Origin of the sequence: Micromonospora sp. NPDC049257 (genome assembly GCF_040678915.1) — a bacterium.
Classification (GTDB): Bacteria; Actinomycetota; Actinomycetes; order Mycobacteriales; family Micromonosporaceae; genus Micromonospora; species Micromonospora antibiotica.
In genome coordinates this window covers 138,626-161,799 of record NZ_JBFAQU010000014.1, presented here as the reverse complement: position 1 = coordinate 161,799, position 23,174 = coordinate 138,626, and the positions used below count along the sequence as shown (strand labels likewise).

General features: G+C 72.7%; 18 protein-coding genes. 8 read left to right on the top strand and 10 right to left on the bottom strand.

Annotated elements, in window-relative coordinates:
- Positions 1-392: 392 nt before the first annotated feature.
- Together AB0K25_RS21065 and AB0K25_RS21060 are read right to left on the bottom strand one after the other, a co-directional pair.
- Entirely contained in the window at positions 393-1,118 is a 726-nt protein-coding gene (locus AB0K25_RS21065; RefSeq protein ID WP_357537189.1) for a hypothetical protein, read from the bottom strand.
- A gap of 97 nt (positions 1,119-1,215) precedes the next feature.
- Entirely contained in the window at positions 1,216-1,419 is a 204-nt protein-coding gene (locus AB0K25_RS21060) for a hypothetical protein (protein ID WP_208570938.1), read from the bottom strand.
- On the opposite strand from AB0K25_RS21060, the gene AB0K25_RS21055 reads away from it, so the two are divergent.
- The 5 genes from AB0K25_RS21055 (at position 1,418) to pulA (ending at position 9,898) form a co-directional block, all read left to right on the top strand.
- Positions 1,418-2,113, top strand: coding sequence for a hypothetical protein (locus AB0K25_RS21055; RefSeq protein ID WP_219463684.1), 696 nt, complete (start codon positions 1,418-1,420; stop codon positions 2,111-2,113). The genes AB0K25_RS21060 and AB0K25_RS21055 overlap by 2 nt on opposite strands.
- A gap of 37 nt (positions 2,114-2,150) precedes the next feature.
- Positions 2,151-2,540 carry a hypothetical protein gene (locus AB0K25_RS21050; protein ID WP_219463682.1) on the top strand — a complete coding sequence of 130 codons (390 nt, stop codon included), beginning with the start codon at positions 2,151-2,153 and terminating at the stop codon, positions 2,538-2,540.
- 123 nt (positions 2,541-2,663) lie between these two features.
- A complete protein-coding gene (locus tag AB0K25_RS21045) occupies positions 2,664-3,386 on the top strand; it encodes a hypothetical protein (protein WP_219463681.1) in 723 nt (240 codons plus the stop codon).
- Between the two features lie 104 nt (positions 3,387-3,490).
- A complete protein-coding gene (locus tag AB0K25_RS21040; protein ID WP_363822104.1) occupies positions 3,491-4,264 on the top strand; it encodes a cellulose binding domain-containing protein in 774 nt (257 codons plus the stop codon).
- A gap of 138 nt (positions 4,265-4,402) precedes the next feature.
- Positions 4,403-9,898: a pullulanase-type alpha-1,6-glucosidase gene (gene pulA / locus AB0K25_RS21035; RefSeq protein WP_363822101.1), complete on the top strand. Its 5,496-nt coding sequence runs from the start codon at positions 4,403-4,405 to the stop codon at positions 9,896-9,898.
- A gap of 126 nt (positions 9,899-10,024) precedes the next feature.
- On the opposite strand, the gene AB0K25_RS21030 is transcribed toward pulA, so the two are convergent.
- Both AB0K25_RS21030 and AB0K25_RS21025 read right to left on the bottom strand, forming a co-directional pair.
- Entirely contained in the window at positions 10,025-11,701 is a 1,677-nt protein-coding gene (locus AB0K25_RS21030; RefSeq protein ID WP_219463671.1) for a right-handed parallel beta-helix repeat-containing protein, read from the bottom strand.
- 363 nt (positions 11,702-12,064) lie between these two features.
- Positions 12,065-13,546, bottom strand: coding sequence for an aminopeptidase P family protein (locus AB0K25_RS21025; RefSeq protein WP_363822098.1), 1,482 nt, complete (start codon positions 13,544-13,546; stop codon positions 12,065-12,067).
- Between the two features lie 176 nt (positions 13,547-13,722).
- Here AB0K25_RS21025 and asnB point away from each other — a divergent pair, with 176 nt between their 5' ends.
- Positions 13,723-15,684, top strand: a complete 1,962-nt coding sequence (gene asnB, locus AB0K25_RS21020; protein WP_208570933.1) for an asparagine synthase (glutamine-hydrolyzing) — start codon at positions 13,723-13,725, stop codon at positions 15,682-15,684.
- Between the two features lie 99 nt (positions 15,685-15,783).
- On the opposite strand, the gene AB0K25_RS21015 is transcribed toward asnB, so the two are convergent.
- Positions 15,784-16,914, bottom strand: coding sequence for a lytic polysaccharide monooxygenase (locus AB0K25_RS21015; RefSeq protein WP_219463669.1), 1,131 nt, complete (start codon positions 16,912-16,914; stop codon positions 15,784-15,786).
- Positions 16,915-17,252: 338 nt separating this feature from the next.
- Between AB0K25_RS21015 and AB0K25_RS21010 the strand changes: the two genes are divergently transcribed.
- Positions 17,253-18,185, top strand: coding sequence for a carbohydrate kinase (locus AB0K25_RS21010; RefSeq protein ID WP_219470196.1), 933 nt, complete (start codon positions 17,253-17,255; stop codon positions 18,183-18,185).
- A 90-nt stretch (positions 18,186-18,275) separates the two neighbouring features.
- Here the strand turns inward: AB0K25_RS21010 and AB0K25_RS21005 are convergent, their stop codons facing one another.
- Together AB0K25_RS21005 and AB0K25_RS21000 are read right to left on the bottom strand one after the other, a co-directional pair.
- Entirely contained in the window at positions 18,276-19,106 is an 831-nt protein-coding gene (locus AB0K25_RS21005) for an MBL fold metallo-hydrolase (protein ID WP_357537178.1), read from the bottom strand.
- Positions 19,103-19,507, bottom strand: a complete 405-nt coding sequence (locus AB0K25_RS21000) for a hotdog domain-containing protein (RefSeq protein ID WP_208570936.1) — start codon at positions 19,505-19,507, stop codon at positions 19,103-19,105. Before AB0K25_RS21000 ends, AB0K25_RS21005 begins: the two co-directional genes overlap by 4 nt.
- A gap of 154 nt (positions 19,508-19,661) precedes the next feature.
- Here AB0K25_RS21000 and AB0K25_RS20995 point away from each other — a divergent pair, with 154 nt between their 5' ends.
- The gene (locus tag AB0K25_RS20995; RefSeq protein WP_219463664.1) at positions 19,662-20,690 is read left to right on the top strand and encodes a phosphatase PAP2 family protein; all 1,029 of its coding nucleotides are present in this window, start codon (positions 19,662-19,664) and stop codon (positions 20,688-20,690) included.
- On the opposite strand, the gene AB0K25_RS20990 is transcribed toward AB0K25_RS20995, so the two are convergent.
- The 3 genes from AB0K25_RS20990 to AB0K25_RS20980 all read right to left on the bottom strand — a co-directional run bounded on the left by AB0K25_RS20990 (position 20,691) and on the right by AB0K25_RS20980 (position 23,100).
- Positions 20,691-22,004 carry a PH domain-containing protein gene (locus AB0K25_RS20990; protein ID WP_363822123.1) on the bottom strand — a complete coding sequence of 438 codons (1,314 nt, stop codon included), beginning with the start codon at positions 22,002-22,004 and terminating at the stop codon, positions 20,691-20,693.
- A gap of 350 nt (positions 22,005-22,354) precedes the next feature.
- On the bottom strand, positions 22,355-22,873 hold the full coding sequence (locus AB0K25_RS20985) for a PH domain-containing protein (RefSeq protein WP_307800004.1): 519 nt from the start codon (positions 22,871-22,873) through the stop codon (positions 22,355-22,357).
- Complete coding sequence (locus tag AB0K25_RS20980; protein WP_219463660.1) at positions 22,870-23,100, bottom strand: hypothetical protein; 231 nt, start codon at positions 23,098-23,100, stop codon at positions 22,870-22,872. Before AB0K25_RS20980 ends, AB0K25_RS20985 begins: the two co-directional genes overlap by 4 nt.
- Between the last annotated feature and the right edge of the window lie 74 nt (positions 23,101-23,174).

Here is a 23,174-nt window from a genome sequence, read left to right as displayed (position 1 = left end):
AGGGCGGTCTTGCGGATCAGATCGGTACGCATGGTCGCGTGCTCCTCTGCATTCGGGGGTGTGGCGGACGCCCTCAGGGGGTGGGGCGTGGCCGGAAGTTCAGGGGATCGCCTGGCGGTCGGGGGGGACCTGCTCGGGCGTCCAGGGAGGTGTAACCGACCCGGTGGCGACCGCATTCCGCGGTCGGGGTTCCGGGGCCGTCCCCCGGGGGGTGGGGGAGTGGCGGTGGTATGCCAGGTACAACGCCCCGGCCCCGGCGACGATTCCGCCGTGCGGGTGGCCCCGGCCACGGGACGATCGGGCACGAACGGGCTTGTCCGGTGCGGGACCTCCGGTCGGAACCGGACGTCCGGGCGGCTACCGGACCCGGTGCGGTGGGTGGTGGACCCGGCTCAGTCGGCCCGGATCAGGTCGACCACCGCGTCCCGGGCCGCCCGGACGGCGTCACGCGACTGCTCGGTGTGGTCCAGGATGTCGAAGGCGTGCTGGCCGTCCGGCACCTCCACCAGACGCACCGGTCGCCCGACCTGGGCGGCGGCGTCGAGGAACGCGGCGATGCCGGCCAGCAGCCCGGGGAGCTTGTCCTGCCCGGCCCGGGTCAGCACCACCGGCGTCGTCGAGCCGGCACCGAGGGCATCGATCGGCAGGAACCGCGCCGGCACCTCCCAGCCGGGCAGCGGGACGAGCAGCGGATAGGTCAGCGCGATGCCCCGTACCCAGGCCGGCGCGGCGCGCAGCCAGTCGGCCGCCAGCAGGCACCCACCGGAGAAGAACCAGAGCACCACCCGCTGCGCGTCCACCCGGGGATCGGACCGGACGGCCTCGACCAGGCCGGCGATCTCGTCGGCGGTGGTGGGCAGCCCGGCGAGGTCGGTGACCCGGTAGCTGATGACGGCGGCGACCAGACCCTGCTCGGCGACGAGCGCCCCGTAGCCCCGGTAGAGCAGCCAGTCCCGAGGATCCGGTGCGCCCGGCGGAAGTGGGGCACCGTGCACGACCACCACGACGGGGTGCGGCCCGGGGCCGGTCGGCAGGTGCAGGTCGACCTGGCCGTGCCGCTCCACCGGCGCTGCGGGCGGTGACAACACGAAGGGTTGCTGCTCGACCGCATCATCCATGCCGGGAGCCTAGCCGTCGGCGGCCCGCCCGACTGCCCCGTCGGGGCCGCCGTGGGCGCCGTCCGTGGCCGACCGGCGACGGACGGCCCGGGGTCGGTCAGGCCGGGTCGTCGGCGGGCTTCGCGGCCTCGGCGTGCCGCTGCCGCAGCCGGTCCCGGATCTCCTCCGGGGTGTACGCGCGACGCCGCCGTTCGGCGCGGGCGACGACCACGCCGGTCGCGGCGACCCCCGCGATACCCGCCAACCCGAGGACCTTCCACCACTGCATCCGTTGCCGCATCGGCCTAGGGTAGACGCTCATGAGCATCAGCCTGGACGAGGCCGTCGACCTGAGCCGTACCGGTGACGTGTGGGTGTTCCGGGGGCGCAGCGTGCCGGACCGGGCCATCCAGTTCACCACCAACAGTCCCGTCAACCACGTCGGCATGGCGGTGGTGCTGGACGACATGCCGCCGTTGATGTGGCACGCCGAGCTGGGGCGGTCGCTGCGGGACATGTGGACCGGCACCCACCAGCGCGGTGTGCAACTGCACGACCTGCGCGACGCGGTCTGCGTCTGGGCCAACCGGTACGGCCAGCGCGCCTGGCTGCGTCAGCTCGAACCGTCGGCCGACCTGGCGATGGAGCAGGCGGTGCTGCAGACCGTGGCCCGGCTCGACGGCACCCCGTTCCCGTCCACCGCCCAGTTGGCCTGGCGGTGGGCCCGGGGGCGGGTCCCGCAGCTGCGCATCCCGTTGCCCCTGCCGGGTCGGCGGGACCGGGACGGCGAGCCGGCCGACCGGCAGCCCGGCGACCGGCCGACCGGCGACCGCGCGCTGGAGACCGCGTACTGCGCGGAGGTGGTGGCGGTGACCTACGAGGCGATGGGGTTGCTGCCGCCCGGCCGCCGGCCCAACTGGTACGACCCGGGCCGGTTCTGGAGCGGCGACGACCTCGACCTGGCCGGCGACGCACGGCTGGGCGCGGAGATCGAGGTACGCATCCCGCCCCGATGAGGTTTGCCGGCGGGCGGCGACGGCAACTGGTGACGCCGTGAGAGCTTCCACCGATCTGAATACGCTGAGCGATTTCTTCGACCGTTACGGGGTGGCACTCACCACCGGTGACGTGCCCGCCATCGCCGGCTGTTACGCCCTGCCCGGGCTGGTGGTCGCCGACAGCTACAGCTTCTCGTTCAGCACGATGGCCGCCGTCGCGCTCTCCTTCGTCGGTGCCGCGCCCGACTACCAGGAACGGGAGCTGGTCGCGGCGCACGCGCTGATCGAGCAGGTCGAGCCGGTCTCCGCCCTGCTGACCATGGTCGCCGTGCGGTGGGAGTTCCTGGACAGCCAGGGGCGGGCGGTGCCCGGGGAGCGCTACCGCTACCTGCTGCGTGGCACCGAGGACGGCCCGGCGATCTGCACCGTCATCCGGACCGGCTGACCTGCGCGCGCCGGGCCTACCGCCCCCGCTGATCATCGCTACTGGACGGTCGCTAATCTCTGCGTACGGGATCGACCGAGGAGGATCATGCCGGGGACGCGCTGGACGCGGTGGACGTCTCGGTTGCCCCACGCGATCGCCGCGCTGCCCTGGACGCTCGCCTCGATCGCGGTGATCGTGCTGCTCTTCTTGCTGGTCAAGGCGTTGGTGGCGGTGCTCGGTCACGACCGTTACGCCGAGCACGGCGCCGGGGCGCGCAGCGAGGCCATCATGGTGCCGGGTGTGCCGGTGGCGACCGAGTCGGTGCTGCCGTCGCCGTCGCCCACCAGGACCCGCCCGGACCCCGGTGGCGGACCGGGCGTGGCCCTGCCACCGGCCGGTCGACCGCCCACCGCGTCCCGGTCGGCCACGCCGTCCCCGTCCCCGTCCGTGTCGCCGTCGGCCGCGACGCCCTCGCCGAAGCCGACCACGCTGCTCAACGACGACGCCCCGGGCATCTCCTACCGGGGGCGGTGGGCGGTCTCCCGGGACCGGCCGTACGGCGACCACCGCGACGACGTTCACTACACGATCCACGACGGGGACTCGTTCAGCTTCACGTTCACCGGCACGGGGCTGGACTACATCACGTCGCGGGACCCGGAGTACGGGGATGCCGACGTGTGGGTCGTCGATGCCGGCGGCCGGCCGGTGAAGCAGCAGCGGGTGAGCGCGCGGGCGAACCGTTACCAGCCCCAGCAGACGGTGTTCAGCGTCAGGGACCTTCCGCTCGGGACGTACACCATCTGGGCGGTCAAGCGGAACGGCGTCTACTTCCAGGTGGACGCGTTGCGGGTACGGGGCTGACGAACGGCGAACTGTCCGGTTAGGACAAAATCCGATGCCTCAGCCACTTTCCGGCAAACGCCGGGATCGTTACTCTTCTCGGACGGGGCCGACCAGGGAGGGTCATGTCCGGCATGCGTCGCGCACAACCGCGGGCACACGGAGCGGGTGCGCTGGCGTCGTCGCCATGGGTCGTGGTCGCCACCGGGGTGCTGGTGATGGTCGTGCTCCTGATCGTGGCGCTGGCGTCGTACCGCAGTCGTGGGCCGGCGTTCGAGGCGCGGCCGGCCGATCCGGTGCCGGCCTACTCGCTGCCCGGGTCGGGGGGGACCGACCGGGCGCCGGTGGCGGCGAACCTGCCCGAACCGGTCGTCCCCGGTCTGACGCCCCGCCGCACCGACCCGCTGCCGGTCGAGCTGCCCGCCGACGTCGTCGGGGGTGACCCGTCGGGTGGTGGCGGTGCGGTGTCCTCGCCGCCCGACGGGGTCGTGGTGCCGCCCGACGACCCAGGTGCGCCGCCCGCCCCGCCGGCCCCGCAGGCCACGCCGCCCGCGCCACCGGCCCCGCCGTCGTCGCCGATGACGGGTCGGTTCAGCGTGCGGGACAGTTGGAACAACGAGGCGTTCATCGGTGAGGTGCTGCTGCACAACCGGGACCGGGTGGCCCGGCCCTGGACGGTGCGGCTGGTCCCGCCCGCCGGCAGCAGGCTGGTCACCTCGTGGGTGGAGGGTGCGCCGCAGGGCACCCCCCGGATGTCGGGTGGGGTGTTCACGTACACCAGTGGGGTGAACGTCGCGCCGGGGGCGTCGGTGCCGTTGCGGTTCCACTTCGAGAACACCGGGGGCAGCATCCGGCCGTCGCGCTGCACGGTCGACGGGGTGGCCTGCTCCGGTCTCTGACCGTCGCGTCGGGTCGCCGGTCCGGTTGCCGTCGTTGCAAGTTTGCTGCTTTGTTGCGACTTGGTTTGCAAGGTATTGCAGAACCCTTTCGGAAAGGGCTAGCGTGCGGGCGAATCAGCGACCATAGGAAGGCCGTCGATGAAACCCCCGCTGCCGCGCAAGGCGCTGCTCGCCCTGGTCTCCACCCTCACCCTCGCCCTCGTCGGCGTCCCGGTCGCCGTCCGCCACCTCGGTGCCGACGCCACCGACCGCCCGTCCACCATCGACGCACTCGCCGCGGCCGGCGCCGCCCAGTGGGGTGCCGAACCCACCACCGAGGCGCTGCTCGCCGCCGGCACCGGTAAGGGACGCGCCGAGCAGTTCTACTTCGTCCTGCCGGACCGGTTCGCCAACGGCGACCGCCGCAACGACACCGGCGGTCTCACCGGCGACCGGCTGCGCACCGGGCTCGACCCGACCGACAAGGGCTTCTACCACGGTGGCGACCTCAAGGGCGTCATCGACAAGCTCGACTACATCCAGGGGCTCGGCACCACCGCCATCTGGCTGGCGCCGGTGTTCAAGAACCGCCCTGTGCAGGGCAGCGGCGCGGACGTCTCCGCCGGCTACCACGGCTACTGGATCACCGACTTCACCCAGGTCGACCCGCACTTCGGCACCAACGAGGAAATGAAGCGGCTGGTCAGGCTGGCCCACCAGCGGGGCATCAAGGTCTACCTCGACGTCATCGTCAACCACACCGCCGACGTCATCTCCTACGCCGAGGGCAAGTACGCGTACGTCGACAAGAAGACGTCGCCGTACACCGACGCGCAGGGGCGTGAGTTCGAGGACCGCAACTACGCCGACGGCACCCGGGACTTCCCGAGGGTGAACACCGACGCCGGCCCGTACACGCCGACGTTCGCCACCGGAGCCGACGCGGGCGTCAAGGTGCCGGCCTGGCTCAACGACCCGACGATGTACCACAACCGGGGTGACTCCACCTTCGCCGGTGAGAACAGCGAGTACGGCGACTTCTACGGCCTCGACGACCTGTGGACCGAGCGGCCCGAGGTGGTCCGGGGCCTGACCAAGGCGTACGGCGACTGGATCGCCAGCACCGACGTCGACGGGTTCCGGCTGGACACCGTCAAGCACGTCAACCTCGACTTCTGGCCGCAGTTCAGCCAGGGCATCAAGCGCGCCGCCGACTCCGCCGGCAAGAAGGACTTCTTCATGTTCGGCGAGGTCTACAGCGCCGACCAGGAGGTCACCTCCACCTACGTGCGGCGCGGCGGGCTGCCGGCCACCCTCGACTTCTCCTTCCAGGAGGCGGCGCGCGGCTACGTCACCACCGACGGATCGGCGAAGGCGCTGGCCGACGTCTACGCCAAGGACCCGCTGTACGCCGCCCGGGACACCGACGCCGGCCGGCTGACCACCTTCCTCGGCAACCACGACATGGGTCGGATCGGCTCGTTCATCGCCGCCGCCGGGGGCGACGACGCCCGCCAGTTCGGCCGGGACCGCCTCGCCCACCAGCTGATGTTCCTCACCCGGGGTCAGCCGGTCGTCTACTCCGGCGACGAGCAGGGCTTCACCGGGCCGGGCGGGGACAAGGACGCCCGGCAGGACATGTTCGCCACCCGCACGGCGGACTACCTCGACGACGACCTGATCGGCACCACCCGCACCCACGCCGCGGACCAGTACGACACCACCCACCCGCTGTACCGCACCATCGCCGAGCTGGGCCGGCTGCGGGCCGCGCACCCCGGCCTGCGCGACGGCGTCCAGGTCACCCGGTACGCCGCCGACGGGCCGGGTGTCTTCGCCTTCTCCCGGATCTCCCCGGCCGACCGCACCGAGTACCTGGTGGCGGTGAACAACGCCGGCACCCCGCAGACTGTCACCGTGCAGACCTGGTCACCCGGCACCACGTTCACCGGCATCTACGGCGGCACGGCCACCCCGACCGCCGGCACCGACGGAAAGCTGAGCGTGACCGTCCCCGCCGGGTCGGCGGTGGTGCTCAAGGCCGGCCGGCCCGTCCCACAGGCCACCGCCAAGCCGACCGTCACCCTCACCGAGCCGGGCACCGACCCGGTCGCCACCCGGGCCGCCGTCACCGCTCAGGTGACAGGTGACCCGCTGGCCACCGTCACCGTCGCCGCCCGGGTCGCGGGTGGGAAATGGGCCCTGCTGGGCAGCGCGCACACCGCGCCGTACACCGTGCACCACGACCTGACCGGGCTCGCCGGGGGCACCCGGGTCGAATACAAGGCGGTGGTCCGCGACGGAAAGGGGCGGACGACCGCCACCCGGTCGACCGGGGTGGTCGGCACCCCCGCGCAGGGCGCGTCCCGGGACTGGGTGGTGGTGCACTACCAGCGCCCCGCCGGGGACTACGCCGACTGGGGACTGTACGCCTGGGGTGACCTCGATCCGGCGTACGTCACGCAGTGGCCCGCCGGGCAGCCGTTCGCCGGGGAGGACTCGTACGGCCGGTTCGCCTGGGTGAAGCTCAAGCCCGGCGCCAAATCCGTCGGGTTCCTCGTGGTCGACAAGGCGGGAAACAAGGACGTCGCCAACGACCGCACCATCGACGTGACCACCACCGGCGAGGTCTGGATCAAGCAGGGCGACCCGGCGCTCTATCCCACCCGGCAGGCCGCCACCGGCGAACCCGACCCACCCGTCGACCCGGGCACCGCGATCATCCACTGGCGCAAGGCCGACAACGACTACGCCGGCTGGGGCCTGCACCTGTGGGACGGCGCGGCCACCCCGACCGACTGGGCCAGCCCGCTCCTGCCCGAGAAGGTGGACTCCTTCGGCGCGCTGTTCCGGGTGCCGCTGGCGGCCGGCGCGACCGGGCTCAACTACATCATCCACCGGGGCGACACCAAGGATCAGCCCGACGACCAGCGACTCGACCTCACCGGGGTCGGCCACGAGGTCTGGCTGCTGGGCGGGGTGCCCGGCCGGCTGCTCCCCGCCACCGCCACCGGGACGACGAAGGACCTCGACATCACGAAGCAGCAGGCGCAGTGGATCGACAGGTCCACGGTCACCTGGGCCGTCGGCCCGACCGACGGCAGGGCGTACGCCCTGGTGGCCGCCCCGGCGGGTGGGCTGAGTGTGGTCGACGGCGAGCTGTCCGGGACGTACACCTCGCTGCCGTTGCGGGCGCAGCGCAACGGGCTCACCGAGGCCCAGCGGGCGGCCTTCCCGCACCTGTGGGCCCACCAGGCGTTCCGTCTCGACCGGGCCGACCTGGCGAAGGTGCCGGCGGCGCTGCGCGGGCAACTCGTGGTGACCGAACGCGACGCCCGGGGGGCGCTGCTGCGCGCGACCGGGGTGCAGATCCCCGGCGCGCTCGACGACGTCTACCGGGCCGCCACCGACGCGACGCTCGGCGTCAGCTTCGCCGGTAAGGTGCCCACCCTCGCGGTCTGGGCGCCCACCGCCCGCACCGTCACCCTCGAACTGTCCGACACGCCGTCGGCGCAGCCGCGCACGGTGGCGATGCGCCGCGACGACCGCACCGGCGTCTGGTCGGTACGCGGCAGCCGCGACTGGACCGGCCGGTACTACCGCTACCGGGTCGAAGCCTGGCAGCCGGCCGCCCAGAAGATCGTCACCGCCTCGGTCACCGACCCCTACTCGGTGGCGCTCGCGGCGGACTCCACGCACAGCCAGATCGTCGACCTGGCCGACCCGGCGCTCGCCCCGCCCGGCTGGTCCGGGCTGCGCAAGCCGGCCGCGCCGCCCACGTCGAAGGCGCAGATCTCCGAGCTGTCGGTGCGCGACTTCTCGATCGCCGACAGCACCGTGCCGGCCGAGCGGCGGGGCACCTACCTGGCCTTCACCGACCCCGGCACAGCGGGGATGAGGCACCTGAAGGCGCTCGGCGACGCCGGGGTCAACTACCTGCACCTGCTGCCGGTGTTCGACTTCGCCACCATCCCCGAGAAGCGCGCCGACCAGCGGCAGCCCGACTGCGACCTGGCGACACTGCCCCCGGACTCCGACCGGCAGCAGGCGTGCGTCGCGGCGGTCGCCGACACCGACGGCTACAACTGGGGGTACGACCCGCTGCACTACACCGTCCCGGAGGGCGGCTACGCCGTCGACCCGGACGGGGCACGGCGGACCACCGAGTTCCGCCAGATGGTCGCCGGGGTCAACGGTGCCGGCCTGCGGGTGGTGCTGGACGTGGTCTACAACCACACCTCGGCCGCCGGCACCGACGCGAAGTCGGTCCTCGACCAGGTGGTGCCCGGCTACTACCACCGGCTGCTCGACGACGGCACCGTCGCCAACTCGACCTGCTGCGCCAACACCGCCCCCGAGCACGCCATGATGGGCAAGTTGGTGGTCGACTCGCTGGTCGTCTGGGCGAAGCAGTACAAGGTGGACGGCTTCCGGTTCGACCTGATGGGCCACCACCCGAAGGCGAACATCCTGGCCGTCCGCGCCGCGCTCGACAAGCTGATCCTGGCCCGCGACGGCGTCGACGGGAAGAAGATCCTGCTCTACGGCGAGGGCTGGAACTTCGGCGAGGTCGCCGACGACGCCCGGTTCGTCCAGGCCACCCAGACCAACATGGCCGGCACCGGGATCGGCACCTTCAACGACCGGCTCCGCGACGCGGTGCGCGGTGGCGGCCCCTTCGACGCCAACCCGCGCGTGCAGGGCTTCGCCTCCGGCCTCTACACCGACCCCAACGGCGACCCGGTCAACGGCACCGCCGCCGAGCAGCAGGCCCGGCTGCGGCACTCCCAGGACCTGATCAAGGTGGGGCTGACCGGCAACCTGCGCGGCTACCGGTTCACCGACTCCACCGGCCGCAAGGTCACCGGGGCGCAGGTGGACTACAACGGCTCCCCGGCCGGCTACACCGCCGCGCCCGGCGAGGCGGTCACCTACGTCGACGCGCACGACAACGAGATCCTGTACGACGCGCTGGCGTACAAGCTGCCGACCGGCACCTCGGCGACGGACCGGGCCCGGATGCAGGTGCTCGCCCTGGCCACCACCGCCCTCGGGCAGGGGACCGGGTTCGTGGCGGCTGGCTCGGAGCGGCTGCGGTCGAAGTCGCTCGACCGCAACTCCTACAACTCCGGTGACTGGTTCAACCAGATCCGCTGGGACTGCGCCGAGGGCAACGGCTTCGGTGCCGGTCTCCCACCGGCGGCGGACAACCAGGACAAGTGGTCGTACGCGAAGCCGCTGCTGGCCGATCCGTCCCTGGTCCCGGACTGCGCCGCGATCGACCTGGCCGACGCCCGGTACGCGGAACTGCTGGAGATCCGGCGGTCCTCGCCGGTGTTCGGGCTGTCCACCGCCGACCAGGTGCAGCAGCGGGTCGCCTTCCCGCTGTCCGGGGCGAAGGAGACCCCGGGGGTGCTCACCATGACCCTGGACGCCCGGGGGCTGGGTGGCCGGTGGAAGACGGTGACCGTGGTCTTCAACGCCACCCCGACGGCGGCGAAGCAGACGGTGGCCGGGTTGCGGGGCACCGACACCACCCTGCACCCGGTGCTGGCCGACTCCGCCGACCCGGTGCTGCGGGCCGCCTCGTTCGACCGGGCGGCGGGCACCTTCACCGTGCCGGCACGCAGCGTGGGGGTCTTCGTCCAGCGTTGACCCGACGGCGCTTCGTCGTGCGCTGAGCAGGCGACGACCGGCCCCCCTCCGCGTGCTGCGGAGGGGGGCCGGTTCGCGTCCTGCCCGGTGTGCCGCCGTCACCGGCCGCACGTCACCCGAGGGTGCTCAGCCGAAGCAGTTCGGGATGGTGTCGCCCGGGATGGCCAGGCAGTTCGTCGGGCGGTTCGCGACGATCGCGGACTTGTCGTCCACGTTCACCACGCCCTCGAAGGTGAACACACCGCCCGGAGCGAAGGTGGCGAAGTTGTTGGCGACCTTCGTCCGGCTGAGGTTGACCTCGCCGAAGATGTTGAAGATGCCGCCGCCGACGCCGATCGGACCGAGGGCCCGGTTGGCGACGACCTCGGACTCACGCACCGTGGTGACGCTGTCCGCGTTGAACAGCCCGCCGCCGAAGAAGCCGGCGGTGTTCTCCTTGAGGTGGCTCTTCTCGATGGTGACCGCGCTGTCGAAGGCCACGGCCACGCCGCCGCCGACGCCCGCGGTGCTGTTCTTGGCCACCGTCGAGTGGTGCACGTTGACCTGGGCGTCCGCCGCCGCGATACCGCCACCGGCGAGCACCGCGGTGTTCGACAGGACCTCCGTGTAGCGCACTGTGGTGTTGCCCCCGATGTCGAGCAGGCCGCCGCCGAAGCCGAGCGTCTCGTTCTCGGTGATCTTGGACTTCTCGATCAGGACGGTGCCGCCGTCGACGTCCTCGGTGAAGATCTCCGCGGCGCCGTTGGAGATGCCGCCACCACCGATGACGGCGGTGTTGTCGGTGATCGTGGATTCGTCGACCTTGAGCAGGCCGGCGTTGAAGATGCCACCGCCGAAGAAGAAGGCGGTGTTGTGGGCGACCTCGGTGTGCCGCAGCGACGTGGTGCCGAAGTTGGCCAGCCCGCCGCCGTTGCCGCCGGACTGGTTCAGCACGACCGAGGTGTCGAACAGGTCGGCCGTACCACCCGGTTGCACCAGGATCCCGGCGCCGTCGTTGATGCCCGGCGTGAGGACCAGCGGCGTGACGGCCCCCGGCTTGGCCTTGGGTGCGAGCTGTACGGCGGCCTTGGGCGTGGCCTTCGGCGCGGCCTTCAGGCCGGCCTTCGGGTTCGCCTTGCGGACGGTGAGCGCCTGGGTCAGCGGGGTGCCGGCCTTCACCTGGGCGGCGATCGCCTGGGAGTCCGAGTAGGCCCCCCAGACCGTCTCCGGCGCGACGGCCGTGAACGCCTCGATGGTCTGCCCGCCCTTGATGGTCAGGCCCTTGATGCTCAGGTGGCCGCCGGGGCCCACGTTGAGGATCCGGAAGTAGTCGGCGGTGGCGTCCCGGGAGATCGTGGTGTGCTCACCCCGAAGGGTGATGTTCTGGGTGATCACCGGCAGGCCGTTGCCGTCCTGGTTGCGGGTCAGGTTGTAGGTGCAGCCCTTGGCCAGGTCCAGCACGCCGCCGTCGCGGCTGTTGGCGAAGACGATGGCCTGGATGAGCCGGTCGGTGTCGCAGGGCACCTCCCTTCCACGCTCGCGGTCCTTGCCCTCGTGCTCGTCCTTGCCGCCACGGTCGTCCTTGCCGCCACGGTCCGGGCCCTCGTCGCCGCGGCCATGGTCGCCGTCCTTGGTGACCTGCTGAGTGGTGTTCCACTTCAGTCCGCTCACCCCGACCGCCCCGGCACTGCCGGCGACGCCCACCGCGGCGAGACTGACCACACCTGTCAACCCGGCGACGCCACTGGCGAGCCAGAGCTTGCGACGGCTCCTGCTCCCCGTCGCCCGCGCGGAGGCTTCGTTGTTCGTTAGGTAGTTGGACATCGGAGCTCTCTGCCCTCTCCTCGTACCAGACAGGGTCGCCGCGCCTGAGCGGACGTCCCCTGCTACAAATCGGTTGTAGCTCCCGAAACCCACGGTATGAGAACGTTCCTCGCTATGAGGCCAAACCCGAAGAAAGCCCGCCTTATTTGCACGTTCCGGCGGTCGGTGACCCTCGGGACGAGCAGGTCCTCAGCGGGTGATCCCCTGTAACTCGCCGCAGGGGCGGCTTCAGCCGGGGATGGCCAGGCCAGGCGGGGCGGGAGCGGTGCGTGGGGCGGGAACGACGGCGGCCCCGCCGCCGGAGGCGTCCGCCGAGGGGGCGACGCGTCCGGCGGCGGGGCCGCCGTGAACCGGGTGCGGGGGTCAGCCGGGCAGGCGGGGACCCGCCTCACGCTGCTCGGCCAGCCAGGTCTCCACCTCGTCGGAGCGGCGGGGCAGACCGGCCGACAGGTTCACCGAACCGGTCGCGGTGACCAGGATGTCGTCCTCGATGCGGACCCCGATGCCGCGCAGCTCCTCCGGGACCAGCTCGTCCTCCGGCTGGAAATACAGCCCCGGCTCGACGGTGAGCACGTAACCCTCACCGAGCTGGCCGTCGCGGTACTTCTCCTTGCGGGCGTTCGCGCAGTCGTGCACGTCGATGCCGAGCATGTGACTGGTGCCGTGCAGGGTCCACCGCCGGTAGACCGTGGAGGCCGGGTCCATCGCCTCGTCGACGCTCACCGGCAGCAGATCGAGATCCTTCAGCGCCTCGGCGAGCACCCGCATCGAGGTCAGGTGCACCTCGCGGAACCCCACGCCCGGCCGGATCGCGTCGATGCCGGCCTGCTGGGCGGCGTACACCGCGTCGTAGACCTGGCGTTGCAGCGGGGTGAACCGGCCGTCCACCGGCAGCACCCGGGTCACGTCGGCGGTGTAGAGGTTGCGGTTCTCCACGCCCATGTCCATCAACAGCAGCTCACCCGGACGGGTCGCGCCGTGGTTGTGCACCCAGTGCAGGATCGTCGCGTGCTCGCCGCCCCCGACGATCGAGCTGTAGCCGACGTCGTTGCCGTCGTGCCGGGCCCGCAGCGCGAAGATCCCCTCCAACAGCCGCTCGGAGACCCCCCGGTCGGCCGGCAGCACCCGGGCCACGTCCTCGAAGCCGCGTACGGTGGCGTCGACCGCGTCCTGGAGTTGGGCGACCTCCCACTCGTCCTTGACCAGCTTCAGCTCGGCGATCACGATCGCCAGCTCCCGGTCGCGGGCCGGCTGCCCCTCCTCCCGGGGGCCGTCCCACGGGCGCACCGCCGCGTCGACCCGCTGGTCGAAGCCGCGCAACACCCGGGTCCGCCCCGGTGCCATCCGCGCCAGCGCCCCGTCCAGCGCCGTCAGGTCCTCCGTGGGCAGGCCCAGCTCGGTGGACTTCTCGGCCAGGGTGTGCCGCCGGCCCACCCACAGCTCGCCGTGCCGGCTGCGGAAGAACTCGTCGGTCTCCCGCGAGGACCGGGGACGCATGTACAGCGTCGCGTCGTGCCCCGAATCGTTGGGGCGCAGCACCAGGACGCTGTCCGGGTCGTGGTCCCCGGTCAGGTAGGCGAAGTCGCTGCCCGGCCGGAACGGGTGGTCGGTGTCGTTGGCGCGTACCTTCTCGGTGCCGGTGGGGATGACCAGCGTCTCGCCCGGGAAGGCCGCGGAGAGCGCGGCCCGCCGCTTGGCGTGGTGCGGGACCTCCGGTCGGGGCCCGACCGGCAGGCTGGTGTCGCGCCAGCCGTGCCGCATGAAGGACAGGAACGCCTCCGGAAAGTCCGGGTCGTGCGATTCGGTGCCGTCCGCCGGCTTGCCTTCCGTCCGTTCCTCGGCCATGTCGGCTCCCTTCGCCTCGTCGCTCGTCCAGACGGTACCCCGGCTCCGGCCGGGCGGGGTGCCTGCGGTCCGGCACCGGACGCTCGCGCGGAGGGACAGCGCCGTCCGCTTCGCGCGGAGGGACAGAGCCAGCGGTGCCGCACGACCGGAATGTGCCGCGTGGAAAGATGGCGACCATGTGCGGACTCCTGGCCTTCTTCAGCGCGAACGGCAACGCCGCCGCCCACCGCGACAACATCGCGGGGGCGTTGGAATGCCTGCACCACCGCGGACCGGACGAGACAGGGGTCGAGGTGGTCGGTGACGCCACCGGCCACTACGCCGACGGGGTGTTCGCCCACAAGCGGCTCGCCATCATCGACGTGGCGTCCAGCCACGAGCCGCTGCCCTACGCGGGCGGCCGCTACCTGCTGACCTTCAACGGCGAGATCTACAACTACATCGAGCTGCGCGAGGAGCTGGCCCGCAACTTCGGGGCCCAGTTCGCCACCGCCGGTGACGGCGAGGTGATCGTCGCCGGCTACCACTACTGGGGCGAGCAGGTGCTCACCCGGCTGCGCGGCATGTTCGCCTTCGTCATCTGGGACCGGCAGGAGCGTCGGGCGTTCGGCGCGCGGGACTACTTCGGCATCAAGCCGCTGCACTACCTGGAGACCGCCGACGGCCTCTACCTCGCCTCCGAGAAGAAGGCGCTGCTGCCCTTCGCGCACTCCTACTACCAGGGTGACGCCGGCATCGACACCGCCAACCTCAGCCACTACCTCACCCTCCAGTACGTTCCCGAGCCCGGCACCCTGCACCAGGGGATCAGCCGGATCGGCTCCGGGGAGTACCTGACCTGGTCGCCGGGGGGCCGGCTGGACGTGCGGCGCTGGTACCGGCCGGTGTTCCGGCCCGCCCCGGTCGCCGACGAGCAGCGGCTCTACCACGAGATCCGGGAGACGCTTCGGGAGAGCGTACGGATGCACATGCGCTCGGACGTGCCGGTCGGCTCGTTCCTGTCCAGCGGCATCGACTCGACCGCCGTGGTGGCCCTGGCCCGCGAGTTCAACCCCAACATCCTCACCTTCACCGTCGGCTACGACGTGCCCGGCTACTCCGAGATCGACGTGGCCCAGGACTCGGCCCGGCATCTCGACGTGACGACGATCCCGACCAAGATCGGGCCGCAGGACATGATCGACGCGCTGCCGAAGATCGTCTGGCACCTGGACGACCCGGTGGCCGACCCGGCGCTGGTGCCGCTCTACTTCGTCGCCAAGAAGGCCGCCGAGCACGTCACGGTGGTGCTCTCCGGCGAGGGCGCCGACGAGTTCTTCGGCGGTTACACCATCTACCGGGAGCCGCTCTCCCTCGGCACCGTCAACGGGCTGCCGGGCGGGGTGCAGAAGGGCCTGCGCGCGGTCTCCAAGGCGATCCCGCAGGGGGTCAAGGGCAAGAGCTTCCTGGAGCGCGGCACCACCCCGATCGAGCAGCGCTACTACGGCAACGCCCGGATGTTCACCGAGGAGGAGAAGCAGCACCTGCTGCGCCGCTACGACCCGTCGGTGCGTTACACCGACGTCACCGCCCCGATCTACGCCGAGTGCACCGAGCTGGACGACGTCACCAAGATGCAGTACGTCGACCTCTACACCTGGCTGCGCGGCGACATCCTGGTCAAGGCGGACCGGATCTCGATGTCGCACTCGCTGGAGGTGCGGGTGCCGTTCCTGGACCGGGCGGTCTTCGACGTGGCGGCCACCATCCCGGTCGACCTGAAGCTGCCGCCCCGTTCCGACGCCACCAAGTACGCCATGCGCCAGGCGTTGCAGGGCGTCGTGCCGCCGGCCATCGTCAACCGCAAGAAGCTGGGCTTCCCGACCCCCACCCGGGTCTGGCTGCGCGGCGAGATGTACGAGTGGGCCCGGCACGTGCTGTCCACCTCCGGTGCCGGCGACCTGATCGACCTGTCGTACGCGATGCGGCTGCTGGAGGAGCACAAGCGCGAGGAGGCGGACAACTCCCGCAAGGTGTGGACGGTGCTGATCTTCTGCATCTGGCACGCCATCTTCGTGGCCAAGACCCTCGACCCGGGCATCCAGCGCAACCAGTCGGCCCTGCTCACCAAGCCGGTGGTCGGCAGCATGGTCCGCTGACCCCGCCCCCGGTCCCGTCGCGACGGACACCGGGCCCGGACGGACCGGAGGCCCCCACCCGACGGGTGGGGGCCTCCGGTGTGTGCGTTCAGCGTCGGATCACCGGCCGGAGCAGGAGACCGTCGGCAGTCCGTTGGTGCCGGTGCTGCTCGCCGTGAAGCCGAACGTGGTCGTCTTCTCCGGCGCGATCGAGCCGTTGTACGCGGCGTTGGTGACGGTCACCGTCGACCCGCTGGTGCTCAGCGAGCCGTTCCAGACCTGCGAGATCACCTGACCGTTGGGCCAGGTCCAGCTCGCCGCCCAGCCCCCGTACGTGCGGGTGCTGTGGTTCATGATGGTGACCTCACCCTGGAAGCCGCCGTTCCAGGCGCTGACCACCTTGTAGACCGCCATGCAGTCGCTGTTGCCCGGCGGCGGGGTGGTGGTCGGCGGCGGCGGGGTCGTGGTCGGCGGCGGCGGGGTGGTGGTCGGCGGCGGGGTGGTCGGCGGGGGCGTGGTCGGCGGCGGGGTGGTCGGGTTGTTGCCGCTGCCGACCCCGGTCACCTGACCGTTGCCACCGTCGAAGGTGACGTCCGAGCAGCCGAAGAAGTTCTCCTGGCTGTCCGAGCGGACCCAGCGGGAGTAGATGATGTGCCGGCCGGACTTGCCCGACGGCAGGTTCCCGCTGAAGTAGTAGTGCCCCTCGTTGGTGCCCGACGCGCCCCGCTGGGGCGGGTTGGTCACCGTGAGGAACGGCTCCTCCAGGTCACTCCAGGCCAGCGGCCGGGTCGGGCTCCAGCTGTCCTTCGTCACATAGAAGTAGAAGGTGCCCGGGTGGTGCGCCCAGTTGCTGTACTTGAAGTCCAGCCGGGCACCGGACGTCAGGTGGGTCAGCGGCCAGTCGGTACGGGCCAGGTCGTACCCGGCGAAACCGGTGTTGCCGCCGCTGCACAGCTTGCCGTCGGGGATGAAGCCGACGGTGCGGCCACCGGCGTCGGAGCGGAGCACGCTGAACCAGTTGTAGAGGGAGTTGGTGCCGCTCTGGGCGACGGCGGCGGAGCAGGCCGGGTTGTTCGGCCGGATCTCGCCGGTGGGGCTCAGGCCGTCCTGCCAGCACAGGTAGGTCCGGCTGCCCGGAACGATCGGCGTGCCGTGTGCGGCGGCCGGTTCGGGCTGCACCGTCAGGGCGACGGCCCCGAAGGCGAGGGTGGCGGCCGCGGTGAACAACGCGGCCGTACGGGAACGAAGCACGAGCTTCTCCTGATCCGCGGGGTGGCGCGAACGCCCGCCCCGCACAAGGTGAGGGATGCGTCGGTCGCGGCTCTGGCCGGCGGCCCGACAGGGGCCGACGGGCGCGTGCCGTCGGCGGTCCGTGCCCACGGACCGGTGCCTCTCGCGTCAGACCCCAGCTGATCGCCGAGCGGGTGCGGCAGCCCTCCGCGCCGGCCCGGCACCCCAATACCATCACGCCCGGACGAACCACGCAATAGTCGTTGCTCGATGGGTGGGATCTGGTTGCCCGGCCGGCCCCGATCGGCATGGACCGTTGTGCCAGCCTGGTAGCCGACGACGACGCGCTGGGAGGCGACGTGGGGTACGCGGTGGTGCTCGGTGAGGCGCTGATCGACCTGTTGGACGCCGAGTCCGAGGGGCAGCCGGTGTTCCGGCAGGCGATCGGCGGCGGCCCGCTCAACGTCGCCGTCGGGGTGGCCCGGCTCGGCGGCACCGCCGAGTTCGTCGGCTCCCTCGGCGACGACGTGCTCGCCGGCCGCATCCGCGCCTTCCTGGCCGACGCCGGGGTCGGGCTGACCGGCGCGGTCACCGTGCCCGCACCCACCACGCTGGCGGTCACCACCCACACCGGGGCCGAGCCGGACTTCCGCTTCTACGGCGAACCACCGTCGTACGGCCTGCTCGCCGCCGACGACCTCGACGGGGCGCTGATCGAGGGCGCGGACGTGCTCTACTGCGGCTCGATCGTGCTGCTGCGCCCACCGACTCTCGCCGCCGCCCGGCGGGCCTGGTCGCTCGCGCCCGGCCTGCGGGTCTTCGACCCCAACGTCCGGCCCCGGCTGCTGTCCGGCCCGGCGGAACTGGCCGGCCTGCGCCAGGTGGTGGTGGAGTTCGCCGCCTCGGCGCACCTGGTGAAGCTCAGCAGCGCCGACGCCGCCCTCCTCTGGCCCGACGAGCCGGTCGAGGGGGTCGCCGCGTACCTGCGGGAGGTGGGCGCGGGCACGGTGGTGGTGACCCTCGGCGCGGACGGTGCCCTGGTCGCCGCCGGTCCCGACCCGGTCCGGGTGCCTGCGCCGAAGGTCCAGGCGGTGGACGCCACCGGCGCGGGCGACTCGGTGATGGCCGCGCTCATCGCCGAGTTGCTGGCCGACGGCGAACCGACCGAGCCGACCGGCTGGCACCGGCGGGTGGCGTTCGCCCTGCGGGTCGCCGGCCTGGTCTGCGAGTCGCCCGGCGGTGCGGTCGCCATGCCCACCCGGGACGCGGTACGCCGCCGCTTCACCGACTGAGCGCCGCCCACCCGGTCACCGCAGCGACCGGGTCGACGGTCGGGCACGGCGTGGTGCCAGTTCGTCCGGCCGTCCGCGGCGGCCGGTGACTCAGGGCGTGCCGTCGAGTTCCCGGTAGCCCCGGCGGGCGGCGACCAGGCCGGGTCGGGCACCGAACGGGGAGTCGGCGGCCACCCGCTCCGGCGGGGCGTCGCCGGTGTGCGCGGCCCGGATCAGCCAGGCCAGCTCGACCAGTTGGGCGTGCTGGGCCCGGACGAACTCCACGTCCACCGGCGTGCCGTGGCCCGGCACCACCACCGTCGCGGGCGTGGTCATCCGCAGCAGGTCGGCCACGGCGTCCGGCCACTGCAACGGGTAGGACTCCTCGAAGGCCGGCGGCCCGGACTGCTCCACCAGATCCCCGGCGACCAGCACGTCGGCATCCGGCACGTGTACCACCAGGTCCCCGTCGGTGTGCCCGTGCCCCGGGTGCCGCAGCACCACCCGCCGGCCGCCGACGTCCAGCACGGTCTCGGTGTGCACGGTGTGCGTCGGGGCCAGCAGGGTCGTCCCGGCCAGCTCGGCGGCGAGCCCGGGATGCTCCGCCCGCATCTCCTCGTACGCCGCCCGGCGCAGCCGGTCCGGCCGGTCCCGCAGTGCGGCGGCGGCCACCTCGTGCGCGTACACCGGGCGGGGTGGGTCGGCGGCGAGCGTCGCGTTGCCGAAGCAGTGGTCGAAGTGGTGGTGGGTGTTGACCAGCGTCCACGGGTGCGGGGTGACGGCCCGCGCCGCGGCGGCCAGCTCGGCGGCCTGACCGGCGGTGGACAGGGTGTCCACCAGCAGCGCAGCGCCGTCGCCGACCACCAGAGTGACGTTGACGTCGAGCAGCGGTTCCCGCAGCACGTGGACCCGGTCGGCGATCTCCACGAACCGGTTCGTCATGACACCCGCGCCGCCCGCTCGACGAACCGTTGCCGGTCGACCAGCGCCCGCTCCACCCGGCCCGACGCCACCGTCGTGTCGCCGTCGGTCACCGTCACCTCGAACAGCAGCCGCCGCCCGTCGGCCTCGACCAGCCGGGCGTGGGCCACCACGGTCCGCCCGACCGGGGTGGCGGCCAGGTGTGCCAGCTCGACCCGGACCCCGACCGTGGTCCGGCCGGTGGGCATCCGGGGTGCCGTCGCGGCCACCGTGGCGGCCTCGGCGAGGGCCAGCACCCGGGGGGTGGCCAGCACCGGCACGTCACCGGAGCCGACGGCCCGCGCGGTGTCGGCGTCGGCGACGGTCAGCTCCACCCGGGCGGTCAGCCCCGGCGGGAACGGTGCGTCCGGCTGTTCCAGCATGGGGTCAGCCTAGTGGTCGGGCCCCCGCTGCCGGCCGGGACATCGGCGGCCGGCCGGGTGCTTCCGCCGCCGTCGGCGGGCTCCCGTGCCCGGTGGTCACCCGACAGGTGGTCGGCGGTGGTCGATGCGTCGCCCACCGTTAACCTTGACCGCGATGGCCGTTGTGACTGAGCCCCCGCCCCCCGTCCCGTCCGGGTCCGTCGGCGCGTCCGCCGGTGGACGCCGCCGCGTGATCGCGATGTCCGTCTGGGCCGTCGCCTTCGTGGTGACCTGGCTGGCCATCGGCCTGCCCACCGACCCGGCGTACGCCTTCCTGTGGATCTGGGCCGGCACCGTCGCCTGGAACTGGGGCCGGCCCTGGCGCAGCCACCTGCGGTTCGCCCGGGACTGGATCCCGGTGGTGCTGCTGCTCGCCTTCTACAACCTCTCCCGGGGGTTCGCCGACAACGGCCGCACCCCGCACGCCTACGAGCTGATCGTCGCCGACCGGTTGATGTTCGGCTGGGCGACCGGGGGCGAGGTGCCGACGGTCTGGCTCCAGCAGCACCTCTACCGCCCCGACGTGCGCTGGTGGGACGTGGTGGTCAGCTGGGTCTACTTCTCCCACTTCGTGGTGACGCTGGCCGCCGCCGCGGTGCTCTGGCTGCGCAGCCGGGCACGGTGGGCGGCGTACATGCGGCGGTGGGGTTTCCTCTGCGCGGCCGGCCTGGTCACCTACTTCGTCTATCCGGCCGCTCCGCCGTGGTGGGCGGCGCAGAACGGTCTGCTCACCGAGGTCGCCCGGATCTCCACCCGGGGGTGGAAGGAGTTCGGGATGCACGGCGCGGGCAACCTGCTCAACGCCGGGCAGATCGCCTCCAACCCGGTCGCCGCGATGCCGTCGCTGCACACCGCCTGGGCGTTGTTCGTGGTGTTGTTCTTCCTGCGCTCGACCCGGCGGCGCTGGTGGCCGCTGCTGCTGGCCTACCCGCTGGCGATGACCTTCACCCTGGTCTACAGCGGTGAGCACTACGTCATCGACGTCCTGGTGGGCTGGGCGTACGTGGGGGTGACGTTCCTGGTCGTGGGGCTGGCCGAGCGGGCCTGGCGGGCCCGCCAGGCCCGTCGTGCCGGCTCCACCGCCGCGGCGTCACCCGACGACGCTGCGGTCGCCGTCACCCCGGCCGGGTCCGCCCGGCGCTGATCAGCGGGCGCGGCGGGCGGCGTGGGCCCGGGCGGTCAGCTCCGCGGCGAGCGCCCACGCCTGGGCCAGGTCCCGGTCGTACGCGGCGGCACCCGACCCACCGGCGGTGTCGACGTGCACGGTCGCCAGCCGCAACCGCCGCTGCGCCGGCCCCTGCACCACCCGCACGCTCTGGATGCGGGCGTACGGCACCAACGCCAACTGCCGGGTGAGCAGACCGGACCGGACGGCGAACACCCGCTCGTGCAGCCCCGCGCCGAGCGCCCGGGCGCTGAGCGGGCGCAGCCAGCGGGCCCGCTGCGGTGGCGGGGTCAACGGCAGCGCGTCCAGCCGCACCCCGGGCAGCACCTCGTCGACGATCGTCGTGCCGACGGCCAGGTCGCCGACGGGGAGCAGCCGGTCGGGCCGGTTGCGGTCGTCGGTCTCGCCGCCGGAGTAGCCGGCGACCTCCAGCCGCAGCCGCAGCCAGCCCTTCATCCGCCAGAGCAGCGGCCAGGTCACCACGACGGTCTGCACCCGTTCCAGCGGCACGGTCTGCATCCGGGTCTCCAGCAGCCCGTTGTGGATGCGCAGCCGGTCGGATTCGCGGGCCAGGCGGAAGCTCCAGTCGTCGAGGACCCGGCGGACCGGTTGCAGCAGCACGCCGGCCATCGCGGTGAGGGTGCTGGCGACCGCGATGAACGACCAGGAGCCCTCGGACAGGAACTGCGCCACCACGAAGGCCACCCCGACCGGGAGCAGGAACGCCTGCGGGGTGAGGAGTTGGCTGACCAGCAGGTCGGTGTTGCTCACCGCGTGCAGCGGCCGGCCCGCCGGCTCCCGCTCGGTCGGCGTGGTGGCGTCCACCTCCGGGTCGCCGGGCGTCGGCGGGACCGCCCCGGTGGTCTCCTGGTCCGGGGTGCCGGCGGCCACGGCGAGCAGCCGCTGCCGCAGCCGGGCCGCGTCGGCCACCGAGAGGTACGCCAGCGGCGCCTCGGTCTTACCGCCGCCGACCACCTCCAGGCGCAGCTCGGCCAGGCCGGTGAGCTGTGCCAGCAGCGGGCGGACCACCTCCACGGCCTGTAGGCGTTCCAGCGGGATCGCCCGGGTGCGCCGCCACAGCAGACCCTCGTGCACCCGCAGTTCCCGCCCGACGATGTGGTAACCGGTGTTGTACCAGCTGACCACCGCCAGTACGGTCGCGCCCAGGGCGAGTACCGCCACCAGCACGGCGAACCAGCCGAAGCCGACCCGGGACAGGGTCGACCAGGACAGGCCGGCGATCACCACGAACAGGGACTTCGCCCCCTGCAACACCGGGCTCAGCGGGTGCAGCCGTTGCCGGGGCGGCGCATCGGCGGCCGTCGCGCCCGGACCGGTCGGCCCCGGCTGGTCGGCATCTGGACCAGTGACGGGTCCCGCCGGCGCAGGGGACTCCAGACGGTCCGGGACGGTCGCCACCTGCGGGGCGGCGACCCCGCCCGGCGCGGGCGGGCCCGACGGCACCGCTGGGCCCGACGGTGCCGCTGGGCTCGACGGTGCCGCTCGGTGCGATGGTGAATGGTCCGACGGTGCCGGTGGGCCGGATGGTGAACGGTCGGACAGTGCTGGTGGGTCAGACGGTGTGGGCCTGGTGGGCGTCGGGTCGGCGGGACGGGCCGCGCCGGGGCCGGGGTGGCCGTCGGTCACAGCCCCTCCGCCCGGTCCTCACCGAGGGCGGTGAGCCGGTCGCGCAGCCGGGACGCCTCGGCCGGCCGCAGGCCGGGCACCCGGGCGTCGGTGGCCGCCGCGGCGGTGTGCAACTGCACGGTGGCCAGGTCGAAGGCGCGTTCCAGTGGGCCGGCGCTGACGTCGACGAACTGCATCCGCGAATACGGCACGATGGACAACCGGCGGACCAGCAACCCGTGCCGGACCAGCAGGTCGTCGTCGCGTTCGGCGTACCCCCAGGCGTGTACGCCCCGGACGATCGTCACCGCCCGCCAGCCGCCGCCGAGCAGCACCACGGCGCAGCCCGCGCCGAACAGCCAGTGCCCCTGCAGCGCCCAGCCCACCGCCAGCCCGACCAGCAGCACCGCCAGGCCCAGTGCCAGGCGGAGCAGTTCGACCCAGATCAGGTCGGTCGAGATCGGCTGCCAGCGGACGGTGTCCGGCCAGGGTTCCAGGGCGCTCACCGGGGACTGGGGTGGCTCGGCAGCGTTCACGCTTCGAGGGTATGCGATGTGGGGAGCCCGGCGACCTCCCGGAGGAACCCCCGGGCGTCGAGAAAGTCGCCGAGACTGCCCCGGTGGGCCGGGCAGGCGAGCCAGGTCTTGCGCCGGTCGGGGGTGTGCAGTCGGGGATTGTTCCAGCGCAACGCCCAGGTGGCGGGCGCGCGACACCCCCGCGACGAACAGACGGGGGCCTCGTCGGTGGGGGTGGGATCGGTCACCAGGGAAGTGTAGGCACGCCTGGGCCGGAGGTTTGAGCGCCGGGCGGCCACGGGGGGAGCCGCCCGGCGACGGG

Coding starts and splice junctions, on each gene's coding strand:
- AB0K25_RS21065 (WP_357537189.1), bottom strand. CDS start 1,118: ATGGATGATGCGGTCGAGCAGCAACCCTTCGTGTTGTCACCGCCCGCA.
- AB0K25_RS21055 (WP_219463684.1), top strand. CDS start 1,418: ATGAGCATCAGCCTGGACGAGGCCGTCGACCTGAGCCGTACCGGTGAC.
- AB0K25_RS21060 (WP_208570938.1), bottom strand. CDS start 1,419: ATGAGCGTCTACCCTAGGCCGATGCGGCAACGGATGCAGTGGTGGAAG.
- AB0K25_RS21040 (WP_363822104.1), top strand. CDS start 3,491: ATGTCCGGCATGCGTCGCGCACAACCGCGGGCACACGGAGCGGGTGCG.
- pulA (WP_363822101.1), top strand. CDS start 4,403: ATGAAACCCCCGCTGCCGCGCAAGGCGCTGCTCGCCCTGGTCTCCACC.
- AB0K25_RS21030 (WP_219463671.1), bottom strand. CDS start 11,701: ATGTCCAACTACCTAACGAACAACGAAGCCTCCGCGCGGGCGACGGGG.
- AB0K25_RS21025 (WP_363822098.1), bottom strand. CDS start 13,546: ATGGCCGAGGAACGGACGGAAGGCAAGCCGGCGGACGGCACCGAATCG.
- asnB (WP_208570933.1), top strand. CDS start 13,723: ATGTGCGGACTCCTGGCCTTCTTCAGCGCGAACGGCAACGCCGCCGCC.
- AB0K25_RS21005 (WP_357537178.1), bottom strand. CDS start 19,106: ATGACGAACCGGTTCGTGGAGATCGCCGACCGGGTCCACGTGCTGCGG.
- AB0K25_RS21000 (WP_208570936.1), bottom strand. CDS start 19,507: ATGCTGGAACAGCCGGACGCACCGTTCCCGCCGGGGCTGACCGCCCGG.
- AB0K25_RS20995 (WP_219463664.1), top strand. CDS start 19,662: ATGGCCGTTGTGACTGAGCCCCCGCCCCCCGTCCCGTCCGGGTCCGTC.